Raw genomic sequence first — 25170 nt, forward strand, 5'->3', positions numbered from 1 at the left:
TCTGATCTACTCTGGGCGAGGGGATGTGGCATGTTGGAGCACGCGGACTACCAGGTGAAGCCGGGACAGTCTGACCAGCTCAGACATCGGCGTGTACTGCTGGTGTCCACGAATTACGCGCCCGAGCGGGCGGGGATCGGCCCCTATGCCACACAGATTGCCGAGCACTGGGTCAATGAAGGTACCGAGGTCCATGTGTGGGCCGGATTACCCCACTACCCGGCCTGGCGGATGCACCCGGCCTACGAGCCGGTGTGGCGGACGGTGGAGGAGCGCAACGGCGTGCTGGTACACCGTCGTAGACACACTGTCCCGTCGCGGCAGACCGCCCTGCGCCGTGCCCTGTACGAGGCGTCAATCCTTGCCCACGGGCTGGTCGCGCCGCCTCGTATGCCCCGGCCCGATGTGGTTCTGGCGCAGTTACCCAGCCTGGCGGGTGCGGTATTGGGGTTGCGCTCCGCTCGCCGCTGGGGTGTGCCGTTCGTGCCGGTCGTCCAGGATCTGATGGGTGCGGCGGCCGCGCAGAGCGGCATCCGCGGCGGGGGCCGGATGGCAGCGGCAGCGAGGGCCGTCGAGGCCCATGTGCTGCGGAGGGCCACGCTCGTGGGTGTCATCCATGAGTCTTTCGTGGATCGGGTGGTGGCCATGGGAGTGCCGCCAGACCGGATTCGGGTCGTTCCCAATTGGTCACACGTGGCTCGTCCCTCCTGCCCGCGAGCCAAGACACGCGCGCGTCTTGGCTGGCCGCCGGGGCGCACGACGATCCTGCACTCGGGGAACATGGGTCTCAAACAGGGCTTGGAAGTCCTGGTGGAGGCAGCCAGGCAGGCTCCCGACGTGCAGGTTGTGCTGATGGGTGAGGGGAATCAGCGCGAGGCCCTGCGGTCCTTGGGCGCTGGGCTACCCAACCTGCACTTTCTTCCGCCGGCCGACGAGGCAGAGTTCCCGAACGTGCTGGCCGCTGCTGATGTGCTGCTGGTCACTCAACGGGCCTCGGTACTCGACATGAGCGTCCCCTCCAAACTCACTTCATACTTCGCGACCGGGCGGCCCGTCATCGCCTCAGTCGCCGCACAAGGCGGTACGGCGCAAGAAGTCCTCAGGTCGCAAGCGGGGCTCCTGGTGAGACCGGCGGACCCGGGCGCACTGCTGGCCGCAGTGCGCAAGCTGGCGGATGACCCCGACACAGCCGACGAGTTAGGGGCGCATGGCCTGGCGTATGCCGATGCCCACCTCAGCCGTGAGGCGGGCCTTGCCAGGATGACTGCCCTGCTCGACGAAGCGCTCGGAGCAAGGGAAGCACGCATATGACGGCGATGACGGAGCACACAACTGGTGGACAGCTGGAAGGCGAGCCGGACTTACTGCGTGACCAGTTCAAACAGCTCCTGCGCTACCGGCTGCTGATCATCTTCGGCGTGGTGCTGGGGCTGGCCGGCGGCGCCGGGATCGGACTCGCGAGCGCCGACTCGTACGTGGCGACCAGCGAGGTGACTGTGCGGTCCGCCACCGCGGACCCGTTCGCGCCCGGCACCATCACTCCGGACAAACAGGTCAGCATCGGATCCGAGCGGCAGACCGCAGCCAGCAATGCCGTCGCCTCGCGGGCCGCCAAGGACCTGAGTATGCAAGGCCACGTCGCGGAGCTCCAGTCCGGCCTTCAGGTCACCAACCCACCGAACACGCTCTTGCTGCGCTTCTCCTACACCGCCTCCACACCGCGCATGGCAGCCGAGCGCGCCAACGCCTTCACCAAGGCGTATCTGGACAACAGGCGGGAGCAGACGCAGACCTTGATCGACAACATGATCAAGGGCTACCAGAAGCAGTTGAAGCCCCTGGTGAAGCAACACAAGGCGCAGTCCAGCCAGTCCTCGCTCGCGGGCAGGATCACCGAGCTCAACAGCAGCATCGCCAAGCTCAAGGCGCTCGACATCACACCTGGCTTCGTGGTTCGCACCGCCACGCCGCCGACTTCCCCGTCCGGTCCCCCAATGCCTCTTCTGCTGGGGCTCGGTGCCTCCGTCGGCATCGCCATCGGACTGCTTGCGGCTTGGGTGCGGCTGATCTTTGATCCCACCGTGCGCTCCGAGAGCGACCTCGTACGCTCCCTGCGCGCCCCGGTGCTCGGCACTTTGCCGCGCTCCCGGCGCCGTCAGTCGGGTACGGACACTCTGCTCGTCAAGGGGCGGGTGGCCGAGGAATACCGCTCGGTGGCTTTCCGGCTCGCCTACGACCAGCGGTTCGCCGACCGCCGCAGACTGCTGGTCGTCGCCCCCCGCGGCGGCATCGATACAGCGGCCGCAGTGTCCGTGAACCTCGCGGCGGCCTTCGGCGAGATGGGTCGCGAAGCACTACTCGTGGAAGCCGACCTACGTACCCCGGGACTCGCGGCCCGGCTGCGCGACGCCGACGGCGCGCGGATGGTGTGGGCCACGCGGATCCCTCAGCGGGGCGAGGGCGCCTGGCCGACGGGCGAGCGGCTCGTGGTAGAGGCGGGGGAGTCCGGGGCCTTCGGATTCATCCCTGGGACCCGGGTGCGCAACGCGGCTCGTGCGTTGACCTCTGCGCCTGTCACCCAGCTGATCGCCACTGCGGATTCGCGGGACTCGGTCGTAGTAGTGCTCGCCCCGGCCGCCCTGTCGTACGCGGACGCGATCGCTCTGGCCGACCGTGTGGACGGCGTCCTTGTTGTGTGCAACCCCCAAAAGGTTCACCGCGACGACCTGGCTCGCATCCACGAACTCGTCACGGGGGCGGGCGGCACCGTACTGGGGGCCCTCCTCCACGGCGAGGACACCCCGGATACCGGCCCCTCCCAGGGCACCAGAGATAGGGAGCCCGGTCAGTCGGGCCAGGGCCAGCCGGTTCCCAGGGGGCGTAGGGGTGCGCGGGGCGCTGTGGCGGGGGAGATGCGGGAAGCCCGTCCTGCCCAGGGGGCCGGTGGGGTCCCGGGTCAGCCCGGTCAGGGCGAGCCGGTCCCCCGAGGGCACAGGGGCGCGCGGAGAGCTGTGGGGGCCAAGGTGCCGGAAGCGCGTCCTTTCCCGGGGGCTGAGGGATGGGCCCCGGGTCAGCCCGGTCAGGGCGGGCCGGTTCCGCGGGGGCATAGGGGTGCGCGGAGAGCCGGGGAGGAGGACATGCCGGAAGCGCGTCCTTTCCCGGGGGCTGAGGGATGGGCCCCGGGTCAGCCCGGTCAGGGCGGGCCGGTTCCGCGGGGGCGTAGAGGTGCGCGGAGAGCCGGGGAGGAGGACATGCCGGAAGCGCCTCCTGCGCCAGGCCCCAGAGGAGGAAGTGACCCGGGCCAGCCCGGCCGCGGTGAGTCGGCTCCCAGGGGACGCAGACGTGCGCGGGACGGCGCCAGAGCTGAGGACGAATACAGCGCCCCTGCCGAGGACGACAACCCGACCGCCACCTTGGCGCTCCGCCGACTGGACCGCGCCAACCTGCCGCCCCGGCCAGACCGTTCGTGACGAAGCGGGCCGACCGGGCCGGGAGCGTCGAGAGCGCGCAGGCCGTGGACGGCAAGGAAGGGCTCGGTGTGCGGGCCGCCGTGGTGTGCTCCGCGGCCGATCAGGGCATGGCGGCGCTGACCAACATTGTCGTGCTGGTTGTGGCCGCAAGGCTGTCCACCGCCGAGAACTTTGCCGCCTTCTCCGTTGTCTACACCGTGTTCACCGTGCTGCTCGGGCTTTCGGTGTCCTACATCGGGCAGGCGCTCGTGCTGGAGCGCGGTGCGGCCGCCGAGGTGCGGGCCGCGTGCCGGAGCGCTCTTGTGTTCACGGCCGCCGTATCCGCGGCCGTCGGGGCGGCGATGACCGTCGGGCTGGCTGCCGTAACTGGCAGCACAGCCCACGGGCTCGCCGTACTTGGGCTCGTGCTGCCCATAGTGCTCACCCAGGACGGCATGCGGTACTGCTTCGCCACCCTGCGCCTGCCCCACCATGCCCTGGCCGTCGACGTCGTACGCTTCGCTGCTGCCCTCCCAGCCCTCGCCACCCAGCCGTACGGCGCCGGTCCAGTGCGGCTGGTGGCCGTGTGGGGGCTTTCCGCCTTGCCCGCCCTGCTTGCCGGAGCCGTACTGCTCGCTCCCCGATTACGTGGCCTGCCCGCCAAGCCTCGGGACCTGCTTCGCCGCGACTACCTGGGGCGCCGGTTCGCAGTCGAGTTCGCCGTTGGTAACGCTTCGAGTCAGCTCGCAATCGTCGGACTAGGGCTGATCGCCAGTCAGCTGACGGTGGGCGCGCTGCGCGGCGCGACCACACTCTTCGGTCCGATGAACGTCCTGTTCAACGCCGCCACCGCCTTCGGCCCGCCGATCCTGCGCCGCGCTGCGTCGGCCTCCCGCCAGGTCCGCACCACGGTCATCCTCACGGCTGTCCTCGCTGGTGCGGCGGCCGCCTGGGCCGTGCTGCTCATCGCGCTGCCCGAGCGGCTCGGTCGCGAGCTCCTCGGGGAGACCTGGTCCTCCTCCGCGGCGCTCCTCCCGGCCACCGGCAGTCAGTACGCTGCCATGGCCGCGGGCACCTGTGCCCTGCTCACGCTCCGCGTTCTGCGCCCCCGCGCCACCCTGCCCATTCAAGTGGTGTTCTCCCTGCTGTCGGTGTCCTTCCTGCTCATCGGCTATGCGCTGGGCGGTGTTCTCGGCGCCGCCTGGGGACTGTGCCTCGGCTCCGTTCTCAAGGCCTGCGCGGGCTGGACCCGCATCACCTTTGTACGGCGTGACACGCGGCCGCGGCCTCCCCAATGAATGCGCTCCGCCACGAGTCACCGCAGCAGCTTGCTTCGGTCCGGGCGGAAGGTGGTGACCAGGGCAAGGCACAGCAGCGCGATGCCCACGCGGCCGGAGGCTTGCAGCAGGGGACCCCGCAGGAGGATGAAGGCGTAGCCGGCGATCAGTGGTGTGACGATGGCCGCGATGTGGCCCGGGTGTGGGTGGTCGATGGTGCGCTGGGCGTAGCGGCGGTCGGCGCGGGCGCAGGCATAGCCCAGGGCAATGAACCCGCCGGTCATGCCTACTGGGCCGAAGTCCAGCCAGAGCTCGGCCCACAGCGGGGATGACAGATTGGTGTTGGTCATGCCCATCCACTCGCCCACTTGCACACCTGAGTCGAGCGGCTTGTCGTGCCACACCGAGCGCGGAACGAAGAAGAACACCGACGCCGCGAGCTGTTTGCCGTAGGTGTGGCCCTCACCCGACTCGGCGAACGTGATGGTGTTGGCGAGCATGCCGATCTGGTCGTAGTCCTTGCGCACCAAGGGGGCCACGACGGACGTCGACTCCATCGGTTGCTGACCGCCTTCGTCGTAGCGGTATCGGTCCATGAACGGGAACAGCAGGAGGGCGGCGACCACACCAGTTGCCAGCGCCGCCCGGTACATGACCGGACTCCTCGGGAAAGCGGTGAAGAGGATGGAGAACATCACTGTCAGGAACCAGTACCGCGGGTTGCTGATCGGATTGTTGACCACCACGTTCGCCCCGAGCAGGCCGGCCCACAGCACGATCACCGAAAGGCGGCGCCGCGCGTAGCGCGAGGTGACCAGCCAGCGAGTCAGGAAAAGGAACGCCAGTAATGCCGGTACGGTTCCGAACCCACGCAGGAACGCGGAGGCGACCTGCGACTGGTCACCGGCCCCCGTGCTCGCCTGGATTCCCTCGCTGATTTCCTGGCGGCTGCCGAAGAAGACCGCAGGACCGCCCAACTTCACGACGAACAGCGCGCTGGTGGCGTACGCGAACGCCACCAGCAGGTACAACCTGCGACGGTTCACCGACGCCGTACGGCGTGGCTTGCGGACGCTGCGGGGCATCGGCGGCCGGTGCCGGGCCAGTAGTACACCCACGTCGAAGGCCACACAGCCGCACAGGGCCAGCGATACCGCGAGCACCAGGTCGGAGTGCTGCCCGACCACCGGGGTGGGCGTCTGGCCCAGCACTGCTTGGGCCAGCGGGGCCACGCCCATCGCCACGTAGGTGAAAAGCCAGAAGGAGCCCTGGATGAGGCGGCGGCGGGCCGTCAGTGTCACCGCGGCCAGCCGCGCCCCCGCGTAGGACGTGAGCGCCAGCTGCAGCCAGAACACTCCGTCCCGCATGCCGGGGCCGGCCTGTACGGCCACCAACGTCGGCAGGAAGAACACCAGCCCCAGGACCAGGGGGACAGTCAGTGCCCGGGAGAGCACGGCACGCGGTGACACTGGCATGACCTGGGCCGGTGCGGTGATCGGCTTTATGACACCGACCACTGGTGAAGATTTGTTCGATAAGTCGACTGCCATGTTCCCCCTCTGAATTGCCCTACCTTTGGGAGTGTATTGACCAGTGAGGCTGGGCTGAACGGTGCTGAGGAGTGTCCATGGTGCCGGAGAGCAGCCAAGGGGAGGAACTGCCGATGAGAGTCCTCCATGTTGTGACGCTGCACACACCGACCAACGACTTCGGTGGGCCCACGCGTGTGGCCATCAATCTCTCCAAGGGCCTCAGGGCCCGTGGCGTGAACGCACGGATCGCCACCCTGGGCGACGGATTCGACGGTCCGATGCCGTCGACCATCGAGGGTGTGCCCGCCTTCATGTTCCAGGCCCGGCATGTGCTGCCGCGGTTCGAGGTGAGCGGAATCACTTCGCTTGCGCTGCTCGCTCGCGCCCGGCGCCTGGTGGAGGGCGCAGATGTCGTCCATGTCCACCTAATGCGCGACCTGATCACCCTGCCCTTCGCGCTCATCGCGCTGCGCTGCGGCCGACCGGTCGTGCTTCAGACACACGGCATGATCGACCCGACCGACAACCCCGTCGCACGCCTGGTCGACCTGCTGGGGCTCCGGCGCGTGCTGCGAAAGGCCGATGGTCTGCTGTACCTGACCGAGATGGAACGCGAGTTGGTGCAGGCCGTCATCCCTGACACACCCTTGAGGAACGCGCACCGGCTCGTCAACGGCGTAGAGTTGCGCGAGCGGCGGTCAGCGCGCGGCGAGCGCCCGCCCACGGTGCTCTATCTGGCCCGGGTGCAGGAGCGCAAGCGCCCCGCCGACTTCGTCAGGGCCATGCCGACCGTGCTCAAGGAACTCCCGCAGGCCCGCTTCGTGCTGGCCGGCCCCGACACAGGCGCGCTCGCAAGGCCGATGCTCGACCTCGCCCGCGAGCTGGGCGTCGCGGACGCCCTGGAGTATGTGGGCGCGCTGGGGCACTCCGAGGTGCTGGAGCAGCTGCGCAAGTCGGACGTGTACGTCCTTCCGTCTGTCGTGGAGCCGTTCGCGGTGTCGATCCTGGAGGCGATGTCCGTCGGACTGCCCGTCGTCGTGACACGGACCGGCGGGTTGTCACCGGATGTCGAGGAGGCCGGAGCCGGTCGCCTGACGGACAGCCGCCCCGACGCCGACAATGGCGAACTGGTGGGCAAGGCCGTCCTGGAGCTGCTGGACCCGGCCACCAATGCGGCAGCGTCGGAAGCGGCAGTCCGGCTCATCCACGAGAAGTTCTCCATCGACGCCGTAGTAGAGAGATTGCTGGACGTCTACGCCGGTGTCACATACCGGTGACGGCGCGCACCGGGTCACGAGCCTGGTCGGTTTCAGGCCGGTGATGTGGGTGAAGCCCTGATAGGTATGGACGGTGGACCGTTTTGGGATGCGAGCGGTCGTCGCGCCCCGCCGACGAGTGTTCTACCTCCTCGCCTTGGCCTTCACGCTGGTTGTGATCAGCGCCGTGACCCTGCTGCTGGTGCGGCCAGGGCCTCGTTCGGACTGCGGGGCGTTGTCGATCGAATCCTGGGCGGCTGACGACAGCGTCACCACCGCGTTTGCCCGATACGGCGACGACGGCGGCCGCCTGGACGACTGGACGGGAGGCGACGGCACCCACTCCGTGCGGCTCCCCGACGGCCGGACGCTGTGGCTGTTCTCCGACCCGTTCCTGGGATGGGTCCACGGTCCGCCCAATGCGGCCGGGCAGCCCCACTCCTGGCGTGACACGTCGGTGCCAGGTGGCGCGGCGTGGGTACGCAACGCGGCCGTGGTCATGTCCGCTTCCGGCCGGCTCGAACGGACTCTGACCGGTGGCGCGACCGGCGCGCCCGCGCCGCTGTTCCCGGATTTGTCCCACCAGCCGAAGCACTGGCGGTGGCCGGTCGCGGCGGTCGTCGAACCGCGTAAGCCTTCCGCGTCGGAGGAGGTCGTACGCGTTCTGCTGTGGACTCGGATGGAGGGCCCGGCACCCTTCATCTACGGGGTGCCGACCGGGACTGAGGTTGCCACCCTCTCGCTGCCGGAGCTGAGGGTGGAGCGCATCGACCGGATCGCCGACCAGGGGGGAGTCGACGATCCGTCACGCCGCATCCTCTACGGCACGACTGCCGTCCGTGACGACGGCTGGACCTACGTCTTTGGCGGCGACGACGGGCGCACCGGTACCCCTGTCCGCCCCTCCTCGCGTGCCTACGTCGCACGTGTGCCGGTGGGGCGGCTGGGCGATGCGTCCGCCTGGCGCTACTGGAACGGGAAGGAGTGGCAGCGCGAACCACCGGTCGGCCAGGATCCGGACGCGCACGTGCTCGGTAACGGCGGACATCGCGGTGTCGGCAGCGCCTTCACGGTCGTCCGTCTGGGCGACACCTGGGTGCTGTTCACCATGGATGCGGGCAGCGCGCATGGTTCCGGGCTCTCCACCATCACCACGTACTGGGCATGTTCACCGCAAGGGCCATGGCAGGGTCCGCACCGTGGCTTCGACGCGCCCCTCCCGCCCGACTCCGCCCCGCATGGGGCGGTGGCTGCCTACAACCCGCAAGCGCACCCGGAGTTCACAGAGGGGACACAGGACGACGGGTTACTGCTGAGCTACGACGTGAACTGGCTCAGCGCGGAGCCCTCAACGGCAGAGGCGAACGTGAACCGTAACGTGGCTCTCTACCGGCCGCGCTTTGTAAGAGTGAAACTGGAGCCACACCCTTCCTCCCCGCCCAAGGAGCCGTGACTTCCGTCAAGCCAGTCCGTGGGCCGCGAAGGGATCGCCGTCAACCGCTGGTTCTCCCCGCCTGCGGCGCGTCGATCGTGAGTACCCAAGCATGTGTCAGCGTCGTAACTCGGTGCGCATGACCGGTGGTACGGTCCGTACGAACCGCGGATCATGTCTGGGCAACGCGGGTACCATCCGCTGGAGCACCACACGACGCAGGATGCGTGAGAAGGGTGACTGACCATGTCCGACGCCAAGCCGGCGACCACGGAACTCAAAGCGCACTACGGAGCTCAGGTTGCCGCAGACCTGGAGCAGAATGCCAGGGAACAGGAGCGTGTGGCTGGCGAACTGACGGCCCTTCAGGAAAGGCTGGAGGCATTGCGGCATGACCACGCGCTGTTGGTGAACCTGCAGCAGACGCTGGGCAGCAAGAACGACGCGGCAATCGGTCCAGGTGCGCAGAGCGACGATGCTGCTCCTTCGGTGCCGCGGCAGGCCTCGGCCGGGTCCGCGCCGACCAGGAGGAAGGAGTCGACGGTCGACGCGGGTGCGAGGAAGAACAGCACTGCAGCGAAGTCGCCCACGTTGGTCGAACTCATCCGCAGTCATCTGGTTGAACAGGATGAGCCCCGGTCGGCCGCGGAGATCACCACCGCACTGACTCAGGCGCACCCTGAGCGTGACATCAAGCCCAAAGTTGTGCGCACCACGGTCGAAGGACTCGTCGCCAAGGGCCGTGTACATCGCAGCAAGCAGGGTTCATCCGTCTTCTACATGGCTTCCCGGCCGGAGTCGGTCCATGATTCGGCTGAGGAGACAGTGTCCGCAGCCGTTGATTGACCCATCCCTTGGCGTGGGTTCTGGAAGACGAGACAATCCCGGAATGTCGATTAAGTGATCCTACGCCATGATGTGCACCATATCATCCTGAGCCAGACGGAGGAGCATCCTGACAGGAGCGCTCCGTTACTCCTTCACGCGGCGGCTGAAGCGCCGCGCTCCATTGCGCGACGACGCGTTCCCAGGCGCACCCGTCGGACCCGTGCGAAAGGTGCGCGGTGACAGTGCCTGGGCGGCGCGTGGGTGAAGGCTGCACTGGGTGCAGCAGGGCGCGGATGGGGTGCCAGAGCTCCGTGTCGTCATCGAGATCGGCTCGCCATATGAGGCCGTCGGGGTGGTGCAGTACGGCCGTTATCTCATCGAGCGTGGGTGGTTGGGAGTTCCCGCGGAGGTAGACCGCCCGCAGTCCCAGGTTGCGCAGCCTGGTCAGCGCCCGCGCCCGGTTCGCGGCATGCACGACAACGCGGACCCGTAATGGCTCTTGAGCTTGATCGCCCGGGGTCAATCGCGGACGGGGCAGCCACAGCGCGACCACTACGTTGCCGTTCGGGAGTTTGGTGAAGCCTCCACCTGCCATGCCTGCTGCTCTCCTCATAAGACGGTGTGTCAATGAGGAGAGCTTGTCAGAGCACCTGAAAGCGTGTGTGCCCCACCCGGCGCAGTACCGACTGAACCTGCCCTGAGCAGGGCATTCGTCACTCGGACCGCTCATTTCTTCGCATCCAGATGTTTGATCTTGATCCAGTCTCGGGTGCGGCGTCCGGGCAGATACGGGCTCGAGAGGCGTTTGGCGACAACGCCCTCGAAGCCCTCGCTGAGACTCTGTGCCATGGCCTGTTCGACGACTGAGGGCCAGGCCGCGGGGACAGCGATGCCCGGACAGGCGAGTGCGAGGTCGTCAAGGAGATCACGGCGAGCCGTATACGGCAGCTGCACCGTCGGTTCCCCGAGATACAGGATGTCGAAGAGCATCAACTGAACGGGCAGGTCCGCGTGGGCCCGGGCGACCGCATCCGGGTGACGCAAACTCATACGCTGCTGCAGCCGTTCCACCGAGGGATGCCCCTCATCGTCCAGTGCCACGATCTCGCCGTCGAGCACGGCTTCTGGCGCGGGCAGCAGTCCTGCCAGTTCCTGGAACTCGGGGTACTGGGCGGTGATGTCGATACCGGTCTGTGAGAGCAGCCGCATGCTTCCGCTGCCGGGCAGATGGACGATGACCCGAGCACCGTTCCAGAGTGTTTCAAACGCATACTCGGCCTCTGCTTCCGGCCCCGGCGGCGGGCCGATCACTGCCAGCATCGGAGACAGGTGCGGTAGCTCGCTACGGGTGTCGGGGGATAAGTGCACGCTCATGGTTCCAGGTTGCGCCCGGCGGCGTGCTTCGGCATCCTCCCGCCTTCCACTGGTGCTGTCGTCCTGTGCGCCCGCAGGGACGTAGCTGTCGTTATGCCCCGAAATGTGTTCATGGCTGGTTGGTGGTTTGCTGCTTGATGGCGGCGGCCAGGCTGTCGGTTTGCCGTCCGTCCGCGTTTTCCGGAAGCTCGAGGAGGAGCTTGTATGTCCGTGTACACGCCCCAGCAGGTAAGCCAGCCTCAGGCTCAACAGCCTTATCCTCAGCAACAGTTCGGCCAGCAACAACCGGTCGGGCAACAAGGCCTCGGTCAGCAGCAGCTGTCGCTGTTAGTGACGGAGGTGTCGCTGCGCTGCGCGGCGACAGCCGTATCCGCGGTTGTGGAGCAGCTGAGGATGGAGCCGCTGACTTTCATGGGGATTCAGGCGCAAAGTCAGTTCCCGCCACACGCTCTGAGTCAGGTGCTGACCGAGTGCGCCCGCCGGATCGCACCTGTCGTGCACAATGCGCTGATCCAGATAGCCGGCCCGAGTCAGTACAGCCATCACTCCGGTCACTTCCCGGGCCAGCAGCCATACGGTCAGTTCGGCCAGTCCGGCCAGCAGCCATACGGCCAGTCCGGCCAGCAGCCATACGGTCAGTTCGGCCAGTCCGGCCAGTTCTTCGGCCCGTTCCAGGGCCAGGGCGGCTTCGGGCAGCAGTCGCAGTACGGGCAAATGCCCTCCGTCAGCATCTGAAAGACCCGCGGCCGGGCGGTCTGCGCTCGCTCTCAGCGGGTGGGGACCCGCCCGGCCGGTGGCGCTGTGCCATAGGGCGGGACAGCTTCCGCCACCGGAGCGAGACGCACGCCCGCTCCCGGATCGGCGACCCGCGGTGTGTCAGGGCGTGCGACGGCACTCTGGGCGAGATGGCGGTCGGTAAATGAGCGAGCAAGGCGGCAATGGCGTGGGCCCGAGCAAGCCGGGCCAGGGCGCGAAAGACCAGGGCGGCGCTGTGAGTGGGACGAGTAAGCAGCATCCCACGGCGCACGAGCTGGGCTGGATGGGCAAGAAGCGCGCAGAGCATGCCAGGTCGGAGCGCTGGGGCGGAGCGCGAGCAGGCTGGGGCCGCTACCTGGTGGCGCCCCGGCCCGTGAGACTGCTTCCCGGCGGCGTGCCGCCGATCGAAGCCTCAGTGCTCTTCGCGCTGTTGGAAGAGGACCCCGACGTACAACCAGTGGCGCAGGTACGGCCCTCGCGTTCGCGGGGGCTGCAAGCCATCGCCGGACCCCACCCGGCTTGCCCCGCGGTCGCGGTGGTGATGATGCCCGAGGAGCGGGCCCGCTCACTGGCTGCGAATCCGCAAGTGGTCTTGGAGGTCGACCAGCCTCTCTCCTACACTCCGACCCCGGCGGTCGGCCTGGGGCCTACGCCGGTGATCGACCCGCTGCTTGCCGTCACCCTGGAGGAACCCGAACAACTGACCTTGAAGGTAACGGGTCGCAACGGGGAATTAGTGCCTGGTGCGCACGTATGGGCGATTGGTGCCGGAGGCCCGGTACACGGGGTCACAGGACTGGACGGCAAAACAACTCTGACCCTGGTCACGGATACGCCCGAAACACTCCAGGCCCTCTATATCCGCCCGGTGGCCGGATACTGGCCAACGCGTACTGGCCGCCCCTTCCCCACAGGCCCGGATGAGGTCGTGGTGGAGGTGCAGGCGCTGTCGGACACATTTGACGAATTCCCCACCAAGGCATTCACCGGCTGGGGCACCCAGTCGATGCGGCTGCACCAGCTCCCGCCCACCTACCGTGGTCACGGCATCAGGATCGCGCTGCTCGACTCAGGAGTGAACACAGTCCACCCCGACCTCAATGACACGGTCCGGCACGGGCACGACTTCACCGGTGCCGGGAAAGGCACCTGGGGCGTGGACTTGACCGGGCACGGCACGAGGTGCGCCGGGATCATCGCCGCGGCGGACAACCGTACTGGGATCACAGGCATCGCGGCGGAGGCTGAGCTGCATGCGCTGAGGCTGTTCCCCGGAGGGCACCTGAGCGACCTCATCGAGGCCCTCGACTACTGCATCACCCACGACATCGACATCGCCCAGGTCAGCCTTGCCTACACCGCGCCGTCCCAGCTCATCGCCTGGAAAGCGGCGGACGCGCGGGCCGCCGGGATCACGCTCGTCGCCCCGGCCGGCGACACCGCCGGGCCGGTAACTCACCTGGCCATGCTGCCCGAGGTCTTGGCGGTCGGGGCCATCGCTCACACAGGGTCCTACCCCACCAGCAGCCCTCTCTCCGCCGTCCAGCCGCCCTGGCCCGGCCCGTATCCAGCCCCGTTCACCCCGACCGGCCCGGGAGTGGATCTGGTTGCACCGGGGGCAGCTGTGATCACCACTTCCTTTGGCGACGGCTATACGCCGGCGGATGGGACGGCCATCGCCGCGTCCCACGTCACCGGGCTGTCCGCGCTGCTTCTGGCCCACCACGACCACCTGCGCGCAGAGGCCATCCCCCGGACCACCGCCCGCGCCGACAGCCTCTACACCCTGCTGCGCACGGCATGCCGCCCGCTACTGGGCGCTGATCCTCGTGTGGGGGCAGGGATCGCTGACGCTCCGACCGCTCTGGGCATCACCTCGAGTTGGCAACAGGATTTCCGGGCTGAGCAAACCTACGCTGCGGCGCACCAGCGGCGATGACGCCCATGGACGCGGTCACCGGGCCCGTCGCTGGAACGGGCTGAGCACCTTCGCACGCTCTGGGCGAGGCGTAGGCATCGCGATCCTGGACATTCCCAGCAGTCCTGTGCAGCAACGGGCGGCACGTTTCCGTGTTCTTAGCATGCTCGTCAGTAGCAAATAAAGTACGCGTCGCATAATCCTGACCTGCATGAAACGCAACCGCACCCATGCTCGAAAGCACAACCGACTCGGCGCCCTGCCCCGATTGGCGGCCACGGCCCTTGTCGGCACCGTGGTCGCGCTTCCCCAACAGGCGCAGGCGGAAACTGCTCCCGCGGCAGCCGTCCAGTCTGCCAATACATACCAGCGAGGCCCCGCGCCGACCGAGCAGAGCATCACGGCCGAGCGGGGGCCGTTCGCCACCGCACAGCAGGCCGTGCCACCCGGCAGCGGTGCCGGATTCAATCGCGGGACGATTACCTACCCGACCGACAACACCCAAGGGACCTTCGGTGCGGTTGCAATCAGCCCGGGGTTCACTCGGCCCGAGCAGAGAGTTGCCTGGCTCGGACCCCTTCTTGCCTCACACGGCTTCGTCGTCATCACGATCGACACCAACACAACAGGCGACTTCCCCGAAGGCCGAGGCGATCAATTACTTGCCGCGCTCGACTATCTGACGTCCAAGAGTCCGGTCCGCGACCGGGTCGATCCGCAGCGACTGGCGGTCATGGGGCATTCGATGGGTGGCGGGGGCGCATTGCGTGCTGCTGAGAAACGCCCGCAGCTGAAAGCCGCCATCCCGCTGGCACCCTGGGACATCGGCAACCCCATAGCCACGAACAGAGTCCCCACCATGATCATTGGGGCTGACGGCGACGGCGTCGCACCGGTAGCAGCGCACGCCGATCCGCTCTACCAGGGCATGACCGCCGCCCCCGAGAAGGCGTACTTGCTCATGCGAGGTGCTGATCACGAGGCGCCCGGACAACCCAATGCCACGACGCCGAAGTACATGGTTGCCTGGCTGAAGCGGTTTGTGGACGACGACACCCGCTACGAGCAGTTCCTCTGCCCGCCACCACAGCCGTCGAACAAGATCGGTGAGTATCGTGGCACCTGCCCCGGCGGAGGACCGTCGCAAGGCGTGGCCAGGCCGACGGCCGTGCCGGCTGCGGGCGGCGGGAACGCGCTCCCATCTCCGCAAGCCGCGCAGATGCATCCGGCGCAACCAGTACCACAACAGCGTCCAGCCGGCAGCAACGATCACTGCCCCGGGTCGTCTGCGCGCCCGCACGCATAACCAGTGACTTTGTTGTTCCGGGGCATTCGCCATCGTGGCTTGCCTGGTTGCGAGGACCGCGCAACAGCGCATCAGTCAGCTGGGGGCAGGCCGGCGAGGAGGCAGGCCCCATCCTGCGAACCCAACACTCAAAAGTGACCGCACCTGCCATTCGATGACATGACCCCCCATGACCGGAGCCGAGTATGAGCATCAGCGACCCAACCGTGCAGCCCGTGCCCGCCTCGGTGGTTGAGCAGGTAGACGCGGCGGATGTCACCCTGAGCAATCCAAAACGCGCCGTGATCGCGTTGGGCAGTAATCTGGGCAACCGGCTGGAAAGTCTGCAGGGCGCGGTCGATGCCCTGGAGGACACTCCGGGCGTACGCGTCAAGGCTGTGTCGCCGGTGTACGAGACAGAGCCGTGGGGCGTCGCGTCAGGCTCCCAGCCGCAGTACTTCAACGCCGTAGTACTCGTCAGGACGACACTGCCGCCCTCCTCGCTGCTGGAGCGGGGTCTCTCGATCGAGGAGGCCTTCGAACGTGTACGGGAGGGGCGTGGGGGCCCAAGGACTCTGGATGTCGACATCGTGACGTACCAAGGCGTGGTCTGCGACGCCCCGGGGCTCACCCTGCCTCACCCCAGGGTGCACGAGCGGGCCTTCGTGATGGTGCCGTGGCACGACGTGGACCCGCAGGCCGAGGTACCGGGACGCGGGGTGGTCGCTGACCTGCTGGCCGATGTGGGGCGCTCGGGCGTCGAACCGCGCCGCGATCTAGAACTCTGGCTGCCCGAATAGGCGATGCTTCCGCTGCCACCGCGCCGCCGTGCCGGGCGGGCTGCGGGATCAGGGCGTCAAGGCTCGCGGTGGGCGGCAGGGTAACTGCTCGCACGACCGGGAACGCAGGGGAGGGCAGACTGCCGCCGGTTCCAGGTGGCGTGCCGAGCAGAACGGGAGCAGCCCCGACCGCGCTGGGACGTGTCGGCACCGCCAGAGACGTCACCGTGCGGGCTCGCACCACGAGCGCCCAATTGTCCATGTGCAGGACGTGCGTTGGCCGCGAGGCTATCGGCCGGGCGCCGCGAACCGGGCGCCCTCTGCGCGGGTGTCGATCGGCCGTTCACAGATCGAGCGGTTGCGTTCTTGTCCCACATCGCAGGTATGCGGCGATTTGAACAGGGGAAGCCTCGCTCTGGCGGCACCGGCCATTTCAGGACATCTGCCTGGCACCACGTCGATCGCGGGAAGTTCGCCAGACGGGGATGAAGGGGGATCGCAGATGACGAGCCATACTCCCAATGATCGGCTCAGGACGTTACTGGCGGAAGCTGAGTGGAGCGCTGGCGAGTTGGCGCGAGCTGTCAACGGCCTTGGCACAGCTCAATCGATGACGCTTCGCTACGACCGCACATCCGTGGCTCACTGGCTTTCCGGATCCAGGCCCCGCCCCGCGGTCGCTGAGCTGGTTGCCGCGGCGTTCAGCCGACGAATCGGCCGACTGGTCACTGTGGAAGAAACCGGACTGGCCCCTGAAGTACCGGCGGCCGGTGTTCGCTTTGTGGACAGCATCAGGGAAGTTCCGCTGCTGCAGCGTCTGGGGGTCCTCGCGCGCGCGGATGCAGATCCAATGGAGCGAGCCCCTCTGGTGCAGTCCGCTTACCGTTTGGCCCGTGTGCCGACGCAGGACTGGGAGCAAGTCCGCTCCTTACAGCCGACGTCCTTCGACGAGAGACGACGGGCCACCGCGGAGGACGCGCAGATGCTGAACGTCATGGCCAAAGTGTTCGCTGACCAGTTGGAATGCCATGGGGGTGGTCACGCTCGTGCGACGCTGGCTGCGTACTTGGCCAACGATGTAAGTCGCATACTTACCGCTGCCGCTCCGCCTCTGCTGCATCGAGAACTGGTCACCGCGACCTCGCAGCTGACCCATCTACTCGCCCGGATGACGAGCGATGCCGGTCACCAGGGGCTGGCGCAGCTCTATTACGAGACTGCCCTCGAATTGGCACTAGTTGCCGGTGACCGAGCTGTGTATGCAGTCGCATTGCGAGCGATAAGCGCACAGGCAATGCAGCTGGGCCACCATCGAAACGCCCTCGCCTTGGCTGACGCGGCACTCGAGACGGCTGGACCGCGAGCCAGCGGGGCCGCTATGGCTTTCCTTCTCAGCCAGCAGGCTGTCTCTATTGCGCACGATGGGCAACGAAGATCTGCGATCACCAGTCTCTCCGCCGCTGAAGCGCACCTGGAGCGGGCATCAAGCACACCAGGCCCCTTCACTTCCTATCCGCGGGCTGGGCTCGAATACCAACGTGCGCAGACACTCCTGGCCTTGGGGCTTCGTGCCGACGCCTTGGCTGCCCTTCGCGACTCGGCCCGCCTTCGTGCCCCTGAGAGCCGCAGAACCTTGGCTCTCACGGAGTTTCGCATGGCTGAAGTTCTCTTGACCATGGGGCACTTGGAGGAGGCTTGCGCCCACTTGAATCGCTTTCTCGACCAGTGGCCCCGGCTACGGTCTGCTCAAATCGACCACGCTGTTGGCAAGCTTCAGGGGTTGTTGAAGCCGTACCTACGGCAGCGACAGGCCCTGGCGGTATGGGAGCGCGCCCGCTCGTTGGCCGATGAGCTCCCCAAACGCTATTGATTCGTATGCGCCGGGGGACCTGTGCCGGAATTGACGGTGACATTTTCCTCCGGGCGCACCTCACGATCGCTGTCGCCGCCGCGGGTTTTCTCTGGTCGGTTGGGGTGCGGACCGGCCCCACTCAATCGAGCTGGACCCAGAACACCTAACGCAAAGGGATCATCCATTCCTCGTTCATACGAGATCCACGTGGGCGTGTGTGCGCAATGCCCGAGGGAAATTGAACTCTTCACCCGAAGAGTCTGAACGGTTTAGCCCATTCGTCTCAGGCCGTGCTTACCGGCGCGAGTTCCAGTTACAGCAACAGCTGCGGCAGTCACTGCGTTCAACGCGTTCATGCATGGGGCGCCGCTGCACTGGTTCCGCAACAGGTGGCCATGTGGTCGAATGAACCCAGCGAGCATGCAGCGCCGGGGCGGCCGCAGTGCAATCAGCAACTAGGGCCAATAGTGCGGTGATACGCAAGAAACCACCACGCTGCGTATAAAATGTCCTCCTCGTTGCCAACACGTGTGCACGCCTGCAGGTGACATTGAGGGACCAGTGGGTCAAGGCCACTGGCTGCCTGTCCTCTCCCACGCCCAAGGCAGTCAGTGGGTCGAACGCGGCCGTTCATGACGGCCGCGTTCGACCTGAACGGCTACGCTGTCGCTTTTGGCTTTGGACCTTCTGGTCCAGGCCGTGTAAGCGCCCTTGATCGCGTACGGGCGCCACCCTGTCGGGCAGGGCAGCTCGGCGGGAGGGTGATGTGCCGTCCGTAAGCGGCTCTCTCCGGGCAGGCCTTCGCCGGACCACGGATCGGCCACATGATCTTCCTCCGCACGGTTCGGTCTGGCCGGGAGGGGCGCCGCCAATGCCGTCTGTACGACGGTTGAGGTCGGACTCGGTGAGCCGATGCAGGGGCCGCCCCTCCCGTGAAGAGGAAGTTTGATGGGTCAACGCCGCGTGGTCAAGAGGTCCTCGTGTCGGCGTGACTCGGCCCGTGAATCCTCTGTCGTGAGCACCGGCTGTCTGCAGGAGTCACGGGTGAGCTGGGAGGCGCGTGCTCCCGCATTACGGCGTAATGCCCATTGGGCCTTTGGCCGCTGATGGGACCAGAGAGCTCCGTGGATGGAGCCGGCAGTACCGATCGCACTACGGGCGGCAGCACGACGCAGCGAGTAACAATCTCCCCGCCTTTCGGCCTCGCCATGATCTCCTGCAGTCGGCTTCCAGACGGGCACAGCGGATTGCACGGACCGCTAGCCCTGTTCCACAGGGAGCAGATCGACGTGCAGGTGGAGTGAGCGGCCCCGCCCTCATGTATATGAGGGCGGGGCCATCGCCCCTCTCTGCTGCCCAGCGCTGCCCGCTGGCGGCCTGCTGGGCAGCACCGCGGCGGACTTCATGGGCTCGAGGAACGTCAGCTTCCGACGCCGAAGTTCTGCGTCCAATAGGAACCAGTGGCGTCCACGCCGATGCCTATCTCCTTGAGCCTGGGGTCGAGGATGTTCGCCCGATGGCCTGGACTCTTCATCCAGTCGGCCATGATGACCTCAGGGCTGCCCTTCCGGTGGTGAATGTTCTCGGCATACCTGGACCAGTCGTAGCCGGCCCGCCTGATCCGCTCGCCGGGCGACGACCCGTCGGCACCAGTGTGGGCATAGACACTGGTGCGGGCCATCTGGTTCGCGTAACCCTGTGCGGCGCTGTTCAGCTTTGCGTTGAGGGACAGGGGCCGCAGACCCGCCTTCGCGCGCTCCTGGTTGACGAGCTGCAGGATCCGCCCCACGGTCGCGTTGGTGGGCGTTGCGCCCTGCTTGTTCTCGGCCCGCTGAGTCTGATTCCGGTCCTGCGCTGTCTGATTCCGGTCCTGCGCTGTTTGGTTCCGGTCCTGCGCTGTTTGGTTCCGGTCCTGCTGGGTTTGCTTGCCCTGGTCGTTCTGGTGGGGCTGGTTCTGCTGTATCGGCGTCCACTGGCCTTGCCACTGGCCATTCTCATCCAGCCGCCAGTCGCCCTGCCAGTTGCCCTGCCGTCCATGCCATTCACGCTGACTCGAAGAGTCGGTGACGACTGAGACCGGGGTCTGCTCGCCCTGCGTGGGCGTCCACTGTCCCTGCCACCCCCTGTCGTCCTGCCGGAAGTTGCCCTGCCAGCCTCCCTGCTGACCGTGCCATTCCTGCTGGCCTGACGCATCGGCGGTGCCCGAGCCGTACTGAGTGCCTTGCTGGCCCTGCGGGGCGGCCGACTGCGACTGCTGCGAGCCGGGGCAACAGGAAGCGCTGGCAGCAGTCGCAGCAGCTAACACGAAGCCCGCGGAAACCGGGACCAGTGCACCGGCCCTCAGCACGCGCTTCTGCAGCGGCGTCAGCTCTTTCGGCTTCTTATGACGTGCCGTCACTTATTCCTCCAACACACTGAATTGGACAATCTCCAAAGTCCGCATGGATGCACTGCCGGAATCCCAGTCGGTCCCAGTCGTCATCCTTGCTCCGCGCAGACTTGGATCGAGAGACAGGCACACGGAACCCCTGGTTCATGGCCTGCTGTTCAGAGTTTCGGGCGTCCTCCACGTCGTGCTACGTGGGCACCCTTACATCCGTCGAGAGGACGGGTCGATGACCCTCCCAGATCCTCTGCGGATTCTGCGGCTTGTACTACGCATCGGCCGCAACGTGGAAGGGGCGCTCCTCATCTCTGTGCGCGACGAGGCTGCTCAGCAGCAACACTACGGTCCGGGAACGAGAACCCGGAGCGGAAAAGGCCGGTCATACGAACATCGCGCATTGCCAAAACGTAACAGGCGCCACCTATGCTTCCAAACTTGTCAGGATGCAACATAGGGGCACCATTCTTCTTGCCGTCAATGGTGGTGAATTGAGGGGTAGTTGACAAGACGCGCGATGCGATCGGCAGCGGCCGGATGCCGCAGTCTTGGGCGAGCAGCGTCATGGCGGCGTCACTGAGCGGGGCGCTCCGGGGCCGGACCGGACGAGTTCACTCCCCAACTTCCGTCGGGAGCCAGGCACTCCTAGCTCGGGTCATGTACGCCAATCGTGTGGACATCATCACTTCTTGCGCGTCACTTCCTCTTCCTCTGTAAGGGCCAAACCGTCCTGCTCAGGTGCAGGCTGCTGCTCCGGGCACCTGCACCTTCGTCAGAACAAGGAGTAAGCGATGCACGCCGTACGGCCTATGTGCTGTCAACGGTCCACCCCTTGCCGGAACCAACCCTGTGCCCAAGCTCGCAGTAGGGGGACCCGGTGAAGGTAGCCGTTATGGGACAGGGGTCTGTCGGCTTGCCACTCGCAGTGGCCGCTGCTGAGGCGGGCCACGACGTGATCGCGTTCGAGCCGGACCCCCAGCGCTTCGAGCAACTGCGCGTCGGCGTCTCCTACATCGAGGACATCCACCGCAAAAGACTCGGCGCCGTGCTGAAGTCCGGCCGGTACTGGCCGACACGCGAGGAGGCCCGTCTCGCCGATTTCGACATCGCGGTCATCGCCGTGCCGACGCCGCTCAAGGACCGGCTGCTGGACCTCAACGGCGTGCGGCAGTCGGCGGAGACGCTGGCGCGGCATGTGCGCAAGGGCACGACGGTCATCCTGGAATCGACCACGCATCCCGGGACCACACGGAAGGTCGTGCTGCCGATCCTGGAGGCCCTCTCACGGCTGCGGGCAGGGACAGGCTTTCACCTCGGGTACAGCCCGGAGCGCGTCGACCCGGGCAATGAACGGTGGACATTGGCGACCACGCCGAAGGTCGTTTCCGGGCTCACGGAGGAATGCCGCGCTCGTGTCGCGGAGTTCTACGCCGGCATCACGCAGAAGGTGGTCCTGGCGGACAGCCTCGAAGAGGCCGAACTGGCAAAGGTGTTCGAGGACGCGTTTCGCCATGTCAATGTCGCCCTGGTGAACGAGCTGTCCCGGGTGGCGCACATGCTGGGCGTGGACGTCTGGCACACGCTCGACCTGGCCGGTTCCAAGCCGTTCGGGTTCACGAAGTTCACACCCGGATCCGGGGTGTCCGGCCCCTGTCCCCCCGTCGACCCGGTGTATTTGAGTCACCACGTCAAGGCGGGGGGCGGCGAACCATTCCGGCTGGTCGAGCTTGCTCAGCAGATCAACGAGGAGCAGCCGGCCTACGTCGTCAGCCGCCTGCAGGACACTCTCAACACCCGGCACCGCAAGGCCCTCAAGGACGCCCGGGTTTTGGTGCTCGGCCTGGACCGGAAACCGGGCGCCGACGATTCGCACCAGTGCCCGGCCGTCGGGGTCGTCGCCGAGTTGGAACGCAGAGGCGCTCTTGTCCACACCACGCTTCCCCATGTAGCCGGCCCGGTTCATGGCCGTCGGGGCCGATTGCCGTATCGGGCCTACGACGCCGTCGTACTGCTCACCCCCCACAAGGAGTTCGATCTCACGAGGATTGCCGAAGAGGCTCGCTACGTGCTTGATGTGCTGGGTGTCATGCCCGAGGCCGCACACATCGAGCGGCTCTGAATGGTGCCCGTTCCAAGGGGGTCACGGGCATCCGCCCCGTCCCCGGCGAGTCCCGCCTACGGTCGGCCTCCTTCAAAAGAACCTTCGCGCCGGTTCGCGTATCGCTGCCCTCGTAGAGCCCATCGCCGTTGGAGAAGTGCAGGGCCCGTTCGGTGCGATACGGCAGGCCGTTGGTGGAGGTGGCGTTGCGCGCGTCGAGGTGCGGGCGCAGGAATGCCGGAAACCACCACATGACTCGGCCTTCGGGGGCAGGAGCGCATCTCGGCGGCCGTTGATCCGCGCTACTGGTCGCGCCCACTACCGGCCCAGGGGGCCCGGAAGCCCCTGCGCTCTGTTGTGCGGGGACAAGCCCCTGTGGGCGAGTGCTCGGCCTTGCAGCATGCCCGGCGTGCGGGTGCCCTTGACGAACGCCCGGCCGGTTCGGGTGGCACGGTGCGGGCGAGCCGGGGCATGACGCCATGCGGTGCCGTCTCGGCCTTGTCGACTGAACCCCCACGTAGCAGATCAAAGCCACAGCACGAGCACCGCCTCGTACAGCGGCCCCACAGGAACGCCGCGCCCGCCGCACAATCCGTCACATCACGGCCCGGTTCCGCCGCAGTCGCGGGTGCCGCGCGGCCCGCCACACAGTCCGGCTGGGATATCGCCGACCGAACGCTTCAGCCCCACCCTGCTCGAGGAATGGGCCTACCGGCGGCCCTGCACCACCAACACCGAACGCGCCACCGCTCCGGCAGACTTCCTCCCACCTACAACCACCACCGCTGCCACACCGCACCCGGCGGCCAGCCACCGGTCACCCGCGTGAACAACCCGGCGGATCACTACATCTGGTCTGCGATGATCCCAGGGCACTACTCCCTGGATTCGCCGGAGTCGAGATCTTCGGGGCTGATGTCGCGGTGGGATTGGTGTTCGCGTTGGTGTCACCTTCGGGCGGGCAGGTGGTGCCGTCTGCGGGCGTCTTGCCGTCGAGGAGGTAGGCGTTGACCGTGGCGTTCACGCAGGCGCCGTGTCCGAAAGCGCCATGGCCCTCACCCTGATTGGTGAGCTGGATGCCGACCCCGTCACCGAGCGCCTTGGCCATGGCGCCGGTCCACTCGTAGGGAGTCGCGGGGTCGCCGGTGGTACCGACGAGGAGCATCGGGGGAGCGGTCCTGGCAGAGACGTCCAGGCCGCCCTTGTCACCCTTGACCGGCCAGTCCGTACAGGCCAGCAGCATCTGGGCCTGTGACTCGCCGAAGACCGGCGATATTTTGCGGAACTCGGGGAGCATTGTTTCCACCTCCTGGGATGTGTACCGCTTGGAGGTGTCCGCACACGTGATCGCGGTGAACGCGTCCTGGTTGAGGCCCTGCTGGCACCAGCGTCATCTCAACACCGCCCTTGAGACCGCAACCTCGACCCGCTCCCGTCCCTCGCCACCACGTCGCCCTCGACCCGTGGCGCCTGACGGACCAACCTCCGGTATCCGTTCCGTGAGGACCCGGACGCTGCCGCCTGCCCTCCCGAAGATCGATTTGCCATTCAGCCTCACGCGAAGGCAGCCCCGCATGTTGGGGCTGCACAAGGCGCAGCGCCTGGGTCTCCGAAGTGCAGACCATCACCCGAGGGCCCAAAATCGGGGTACGTGAGCTGCACAGAGACCGGCCGACCATCTGCCTGACGCGATTCAAAGAAATCGCCGGGTTGGTGGGCGCAGACCACATACGGCCAAAGGCCCCGGCATCACCGAACGCCTGGCCCTGCGCAGCAACTCGGGCCCGGGGCAGCCACGTGCTGCTCATTCATCGCCTTGGCCTCAGGAGGCCCGATGCATGGTCGTACCGGAAAGCCCAGGAACATCTTCCTCGTGTGGCTCATCTGGCCACTGCTCACCCTGACCATCTATTACTTCGTCTGGTATTATAAGATCAATCGTGAGGCGCGCGACTTCGACGAACGCATCGAGGTAAGTCCAGCCTGGGCCATGCTGTCCCAGCTTCTCGGCTGGATCCTGATCGTGCCGCCGTTCATCTCCGTCTACCGCTGCGGCAAGCGAATCGCCCAGATGCAGCGCGCCGCAGGTATGCCCGGCTCTTGCAACCCCTGGGTCGGAGTCATCCTGTTTTTCGTCGCCGGCCTGCATGCGCTCTACTACCAACACGAGCTCAACCAGATCTGGGCCCGCTACAACCAGCCCGAAGGCACAACTGTCGCCCTGCAGGCATGACACCAGTAGCTGCGACGGGCGGCCGGGTCGCAATGCGGGCAGTTCTGGCGCCGATCAACGTTGGTCGGCACCCGGCAGCGGCTGCGGCGAATTGAACGGGGTAGCGGTCTCGTGGACCTCTCAGACTTGCAGGCACTGCGGCGCTTACAAGTACGTTGAAAGGCGCGGATCGCGAATCCCTTCGCATCCCGAGGCGTCTCAGGGCCGTCGGTGCCGCGATCTGGTGGGTTGGTGTGTGATGCGGTGAGAGCTGATGGCGGGGGCGGTTTGGCGCCGAAGCCTCCGTGGGGCTGTACGGCATGGGGGGAGTCATGGCCGACTTCTCCCCTACCTGCGCGGTGATGCCACTGCCACTGCATCCACCACGGGCAATGCCTCGGTCGTCTGCACCTGGGCACTCCACGGCGGTTCAACCCGAGCGGAAACCTCCAGTTCCAGCTCTCGGTCTTCGGGACGCGACCTTCTCGCACAGCATCCCTGTGGGTCGTCTCCACCGTGAATGGCGGCTCGCAGGTGGTGATGGCGACGCGACCGCGATGCCATCCGCCTGGGCCGTGCCGACCAGGCGCCCGGTCCGCTTGACTGTGCAACAGCTGGCAACGGCGGCCGAGTTCCACGCGTGCTGTGGGTCGCGCCCACAGCAGCGCTCGCCCCACGCAGCGGGCCGCTGCCTCCACTCAACGCGAGGTGCCCTCAACGGCACACGACCTTGCAGCGC

The 25170-nt window shown here is 66.9% G+C and carries 18 protein-coding genes and 2 pseudogenes; 14 read left to right on the forward strand and 6 right to left on the reverse strand.

The window, feature by feature from the left end; all coding sequences use genetic code 11:
• The first annotated feature begins 30 nt into the window (after positions 1 to 30).
• The 3 genes from ACZ7NC_RS32060 to ACZ7NC_RS32070 all read left to right on the forward strand — a co-directional run bounded on the left by ACZ7NC_RS32060 (position 31) and on the right by ACZ7NC_RS32070 (position 4747).
• A complete protein-coding gene (locus ACZ7NC_RS32060; protein WP_471493164.1) occupies positions 31 to 1311 on the forward strand; it encodes a glycosyltransferase family 4 protein in 1281 nt (426 codons plus the stop codon).
• A gap of 5 nt (positions 1312 to 1316) precedes the next feature.
• Positions 1317 to 3470: a lipopolysaccharide biosynthesis protein gene (locus ACZ7NC_RS32065; RefSeq protein WP_471493261.1), complete on the forward strand. Its 2154-nt coding sequence runs from the start codon at positions 1317 to 1319 to the stop codon at positions 3468 to 3470.
• 107 nt (positions 3471 to 3577) lie between these two features.
• On the forward strand, positions 3578 to 4747 hold the full coding sequence (locus ACZ7NC_RS32070) for an MATE family efflux transporter (protein WP_471493263.1): 1170 nt from the start codon (positions 3578 to 3580) through the stop codon (positions 4745 to 4747).
• A gap of 17 nt (positions 4748 to 4764) precedes the next feature.
• Here ACZ7NC_RS32070 and ACZ7NC_RS32075 read toward each other — a convergent pair whose 3' ends face one another.
• Positions 4765 to 6276 carry a hypothetical protein gene (locus tag ACZ7NC_RS32075; RefSeq protein ID WP_471493167.1) on the reverse strand — a complete coding sequence of 504 codons (1512 nt, stop codon included), beginning with the start codon at positions 6274 to 6276 and terminating at the stop codon, positions 4765 to 4767.
• A gap of 113 nt (positions 6277 to 6389) precedes the next feature.
• Between ACZ7NC_RS32075 and ACZ7NC_RS32080 the strand changes: the two genes are divergently transcribed.
• From ACZ7NC_RS32080 to ACZ7NC_RS32090, 3 genes are all read left to right on the forward strand, one after another.
• Complete coding sequence (locus ACZ7NC_RS32080; protein ID WP_471493265.1) at positions 6390 to 7535, forward strand: glycosyltransferase; 1146 nt, start codon at positions 6390 to 6392, stop codon at positions 7533 to 7535.
• Between the two features lie 88 nt (positions 7536 to 7623).
• The gene (locus ACZ7NC_RS32085; protein ID WP_471493169.1) at positions 7624 to 8967 is read left to right on the forward strand and encodes a hypothetical protein; all 1344 of its coding nucleotides are present in this window, start codon (positions 7624 to 7626) and stop codon (positions 8965 to 8967) included.
• A gap of 225 nt (positions 8968 to 9192) precedes the next feature.
• Positions 9193 to 9792 (forward strand): hypothetical protein, encoded by a 600-nt coding sequence (locus tag ACZ7NC_RS32090; RefSeq protein ID WP_471493172.1) that lies wholly within the window; start codon positions 9193 to 9195, stop codon positions 9790 to 9792.
• Positions 9793 to 10054: 262 nt separating this feature from the next.
• On the opposite strand, the pseudogene ACZ7NC_RS32095 reads toward ACZ7NC_RS32090, so the two are convergent.
• Positions 10055 to 10369: pseudogene (locus ACZ7NC_RS32095) on the reverse strand (hypothetical protein); the annotation flags it as partial.
• A 131-nt stretch (positions 10370 to 10500) separates the two neighbouring features.
• Positions 10501 to 11148 carry an ATP-dependent DNA ligase gene (locus ACZ7NC_RS32100; RefSeq protein WP_471493174.1) on the reverse strand — a complete coding sequence of 216 codons (648 nt, stop codon included), beginning with the start codon at positions 11146 to 11148 and terminating at the stop codon, positions 10501 to 10503.
• 204 nt (positions 11149 to 11352) lie between these two features.
• Here ACZ7NC_RS32100 and ACZ7NC_RS32105 point away from each other — a divergent pair, with 204 nt between their 5' ends.
• The 5 genes from ACZ7NC_RS32105 (at position 11353) to ACZ7NC_RS32125 (ending at position 17756) form a co-directional block, all read left to right on the forward strand.
• A complete protein-coding gene (locus ACZ7NC_RS32105; protein WP_471493176.1) occupies positions 11353 to 11883 on the forward strand; it encodes a hypothetical protein in 531 nt (176 codons plus the stop codon).
• Between the two features lie 184 nt (positions 11884 to 12067).
• The gene (locus tag ACZ7NC_RS32110) at positions 12068 to 13843 is read left to right on the forward strand and encodes a S8 family serine peptidase (RefSeq protein WP_471493179.1); all 1776 of its coding nucleotides are present in this window, start codon (positions 12068 to 12070) and stop codon (positions 13841 to 13843) included.
• Between the two features lie 190 nt (positions 13844 to 14033).
• Positions 14034 to 15128: an alpha/beta hydrolase family protein gene (locus tag ACZ7NC_RS32115; RefSeq protein WP_471493181.1), complete on the forward strand. Its 1095-nt coding sequence runs from the start codon at positions 14034 to 14036 to the stop codon at positions 15126 to 15128.
• A 185-nt stretch (positions 15129 to 15313) separates the two neighbouring features.
• On the forward strand, positions 15314 to 15907 hold the full coding sequence (gene folK / locus ACZ7NC_RS32120; RefSeq protein WP_471493183.1) for a 2-amino-4-hydroxy-6-hydroxymethyldihydropteridine diphosphokinase: 594 nt from the start codon (positions 15314 to 15316) through the stop codon (positions 15905 to 15907).
• Between the two features lie 481 nt (positions 15908 to 16388).
• Complete coding sequence (locus ACZ7NC_RS32125; protein ID WP_471493185.1) at positions 16389 to 17756, forward strand: hypothetical protein; 1368 nt, start codon at positions 16389 to 16391, stop codon at positions 17754 to 17756.
• 1402 nt (positions 17757 to 19158) lie between these two features.
• Here ACZ7NC_RS32125 and ACZ7NC_RS32130 read toward each other — a convergent pair.
• Positions 19159 to 20136 (reverse strand): CAP domain-containing protein, encoded by a 978-nt coding sequence (locus tag ACZ7NC_RS32130; protein ID WP_471493189.1) that lies wholly within the window; start codon positions 20134 to 20136, stop codon positions 19159 to 19161.
• A gap of 290 nt (positions 20137 to 20426) precedes the next feature.
• Positions 20427 to 20687 carry a hypothetical protein gene (locus tag ACZ7NC_RS32135; RefSeq protein ID WP_471493191.1) on the reverse strand — a complete coding sequence of 87 codons (261 nt, stop codon included), beginning with the start codon at positions 20685 to 20687 and terminating at the stop codon, positions 20427 to 20429.
• A gap of 326 nt (positions 20688 to 21013) precedes the next feature.
• On the opposite strand from ACZ7NC_RS32135, the gene ACZ7NC_RS32140 reads away from it, so the two are divergent.
• Entirely contained in the window at positions 21014 to 22240 is a 1227-nt protein-coding gene (locus tag ACZ7NC_RS32140; protein ID WP_471493195.1) for a nucleotide sugar dehydrogenase, read from the forward strand.
• A gap of 649 nt (positions 22241 to 22889) precedes the next feature.
• Positions 22890 to 23068, forward strand: a pseudogene (locus ACZ7NC_RS32145) (IS481 family transposase); the annotation flags it as partial.
• Here ACZ7NC_RS32145 and ACZ7NC_RS32150 read toward each other — a convergent pair.
• Complete coding sequence (locus tag ACZ7NC_RS32150) at positions 23037 to 23516, reverse strand: alpha/beta hydrolase (RefSeq protein WP_471493197.1); 480 nt, start codon at positions 23514 to 23516, stop codon at positions 23037 to 23039. The pseudogene ACZ7NC_RS32145 and the gene ACZ7NC_RS32150 sit on opposite strands and share 32 nt — an antisense overlap.
• Positions 23517 to 24053: 537 nt before the next feature.
• On the opposite strand from ACZ7NC_RS32150, the gene ACZ7NC_RS32155 reads away from it, so the two are divergent.
• The gene (locus tag ACZ7NC_RS32155) at positions 24054 to 24452 is read left to right on the forward strand and encodes a DUF4234 domain-containing protein (RefSeq protein ID WP_471493199.1); all 399 of its coding nucleotides are present in this window, start codon (positions 24054 to 24056) and stop codon (positions 24450 to 24452) included.
• Positions 24453 to 25170: the final 718 nt, after the last annotated feature.

Source organism: Streptomyces sp. NPDC111802, assembly GCF_055634335.1.

Bases quoted from the DNA above. Each gene is read 5' to 3' on its own strand.
- ACZ7NC_RS32060 (WP_471493164.1), top strand. From the start codon at position 31: ATGTTGGAGCACGCGGACTACCAGGTGAAGCCGGGACAGTCTGACCAG.
- ACZ7NC_RS32065 (WP_471493261.1), top strand. From the start codon at position 1,317: ATGACGGAGCACACAACTGGTGGACAGCTGGAAGGCGAGCCGGACTTA.
- ACZ7NC_RS32070 (WP_471493263.1), top strand. From the start codon at position 3,578: ATGGCGGCGCTGACCAACATTGTCGTGCTGGTTGTGGCCGCAAGGCTG.
- ACZ7NC_RS32075 (WP_471493167.1), bottom strand. From the start codon at position 6,276: ATGGCAGTCGACTTATCGAACAAATCTTCACCAGTGGTCGGTGTCATA.
- ACZ7NC_RS32080 (WP_471493265.1), top strand. From the start codon at position 6,390: ATGAGAGTCCTCCATGTTGTGACGCTGCACACACCGACCAACGACTTC.
- ACZ7NC_RS32085 (WP_471493169.1), top strand. From the start codon at position 7,624: ATGCGAGCGGTCGTCGCGCCCCGCCGACGAGTGTTCTACCTCCTCGCC.
- ACZ7NC_RS32090 (WP_471493172.1), top strand. From the start codon at position 9,193: ATGTCCGACGCCAAGCCGGCGACCACGGAACTCAAAGCGCACTACGGA.
- ACZ7NC_RS32100 (WP_471493174.1), bottom strand. From the start codon at position 11,148: ATGAGCGTGCACTTATCCCCCGACACCCGTAGCGAGCTACCGCACCTG.
- ACZ7NC_RS32105 (WP_471493176.1), top strand. From the start codon at position 11,353: ATGTCCGTGTACACGCCCCAGCAGGTAAGCCAGCCTCAGGCTCAACAG.
- ACZ7NC_RS32110 (WP_471493179.1), top strand. From the start codon at position 12,068: ATGAGCGAGCAAGGCGGCAATGGCGTGGGCCCGAGCAAGCCGGGCCAG.
- ACZ7NC_RS32115 (WP_471493181.1), top strand. From the start codon at position 14,034: ATGAAACGCAACCGCACCCATGCTCGAAAGCACAACCGACTCGGCGCC.
- folK (WP_471493183.1), top strand. From the start codon at position 15,314: ATGAGCATCAGCGACCCAACCGTGCAGCCCGTGCCCGCCTCGGTGGTT.
- ACZ7NC_RS32125 (WP_471493185.1), top strand. From the start codon at position 16,389: ATGACGAGCCATACTCCCAATGATCGGCTCAGGACGTTACTGGCGGAA.
- ACZ7NC_RS32135 (WP_471493191.1), bottom strand. From the start codon at position 20,687: ATGACGCTGCTCGCCCAAGACTGCGGCATCCGGCCGCTGCCGATCGCA.
- ACZ7NC_RS32140 (WP_471493195.1), top strand. From the start codon at position 21,014: ATGGGACAGGGGTCTGTCGGCTTGCCACTCGCAGTGGCCGCTGCTGAG.
- ACZ7NC_RS32150 (WP_471493197.1), bottom strand. From the start codon at position 23,516: ATGCTCCCCGAGTTCCGCAAAATATCGCCGGTCTTCGGCGAGTCACAG.
- ACZ7NC_RS32155 (WP_471493199.1), top strand. From the start codon at position 24,054: ATGCATGGTCGTACCGGAAAGCCCAGGAACATCTTCCTCGTGTGGCTC.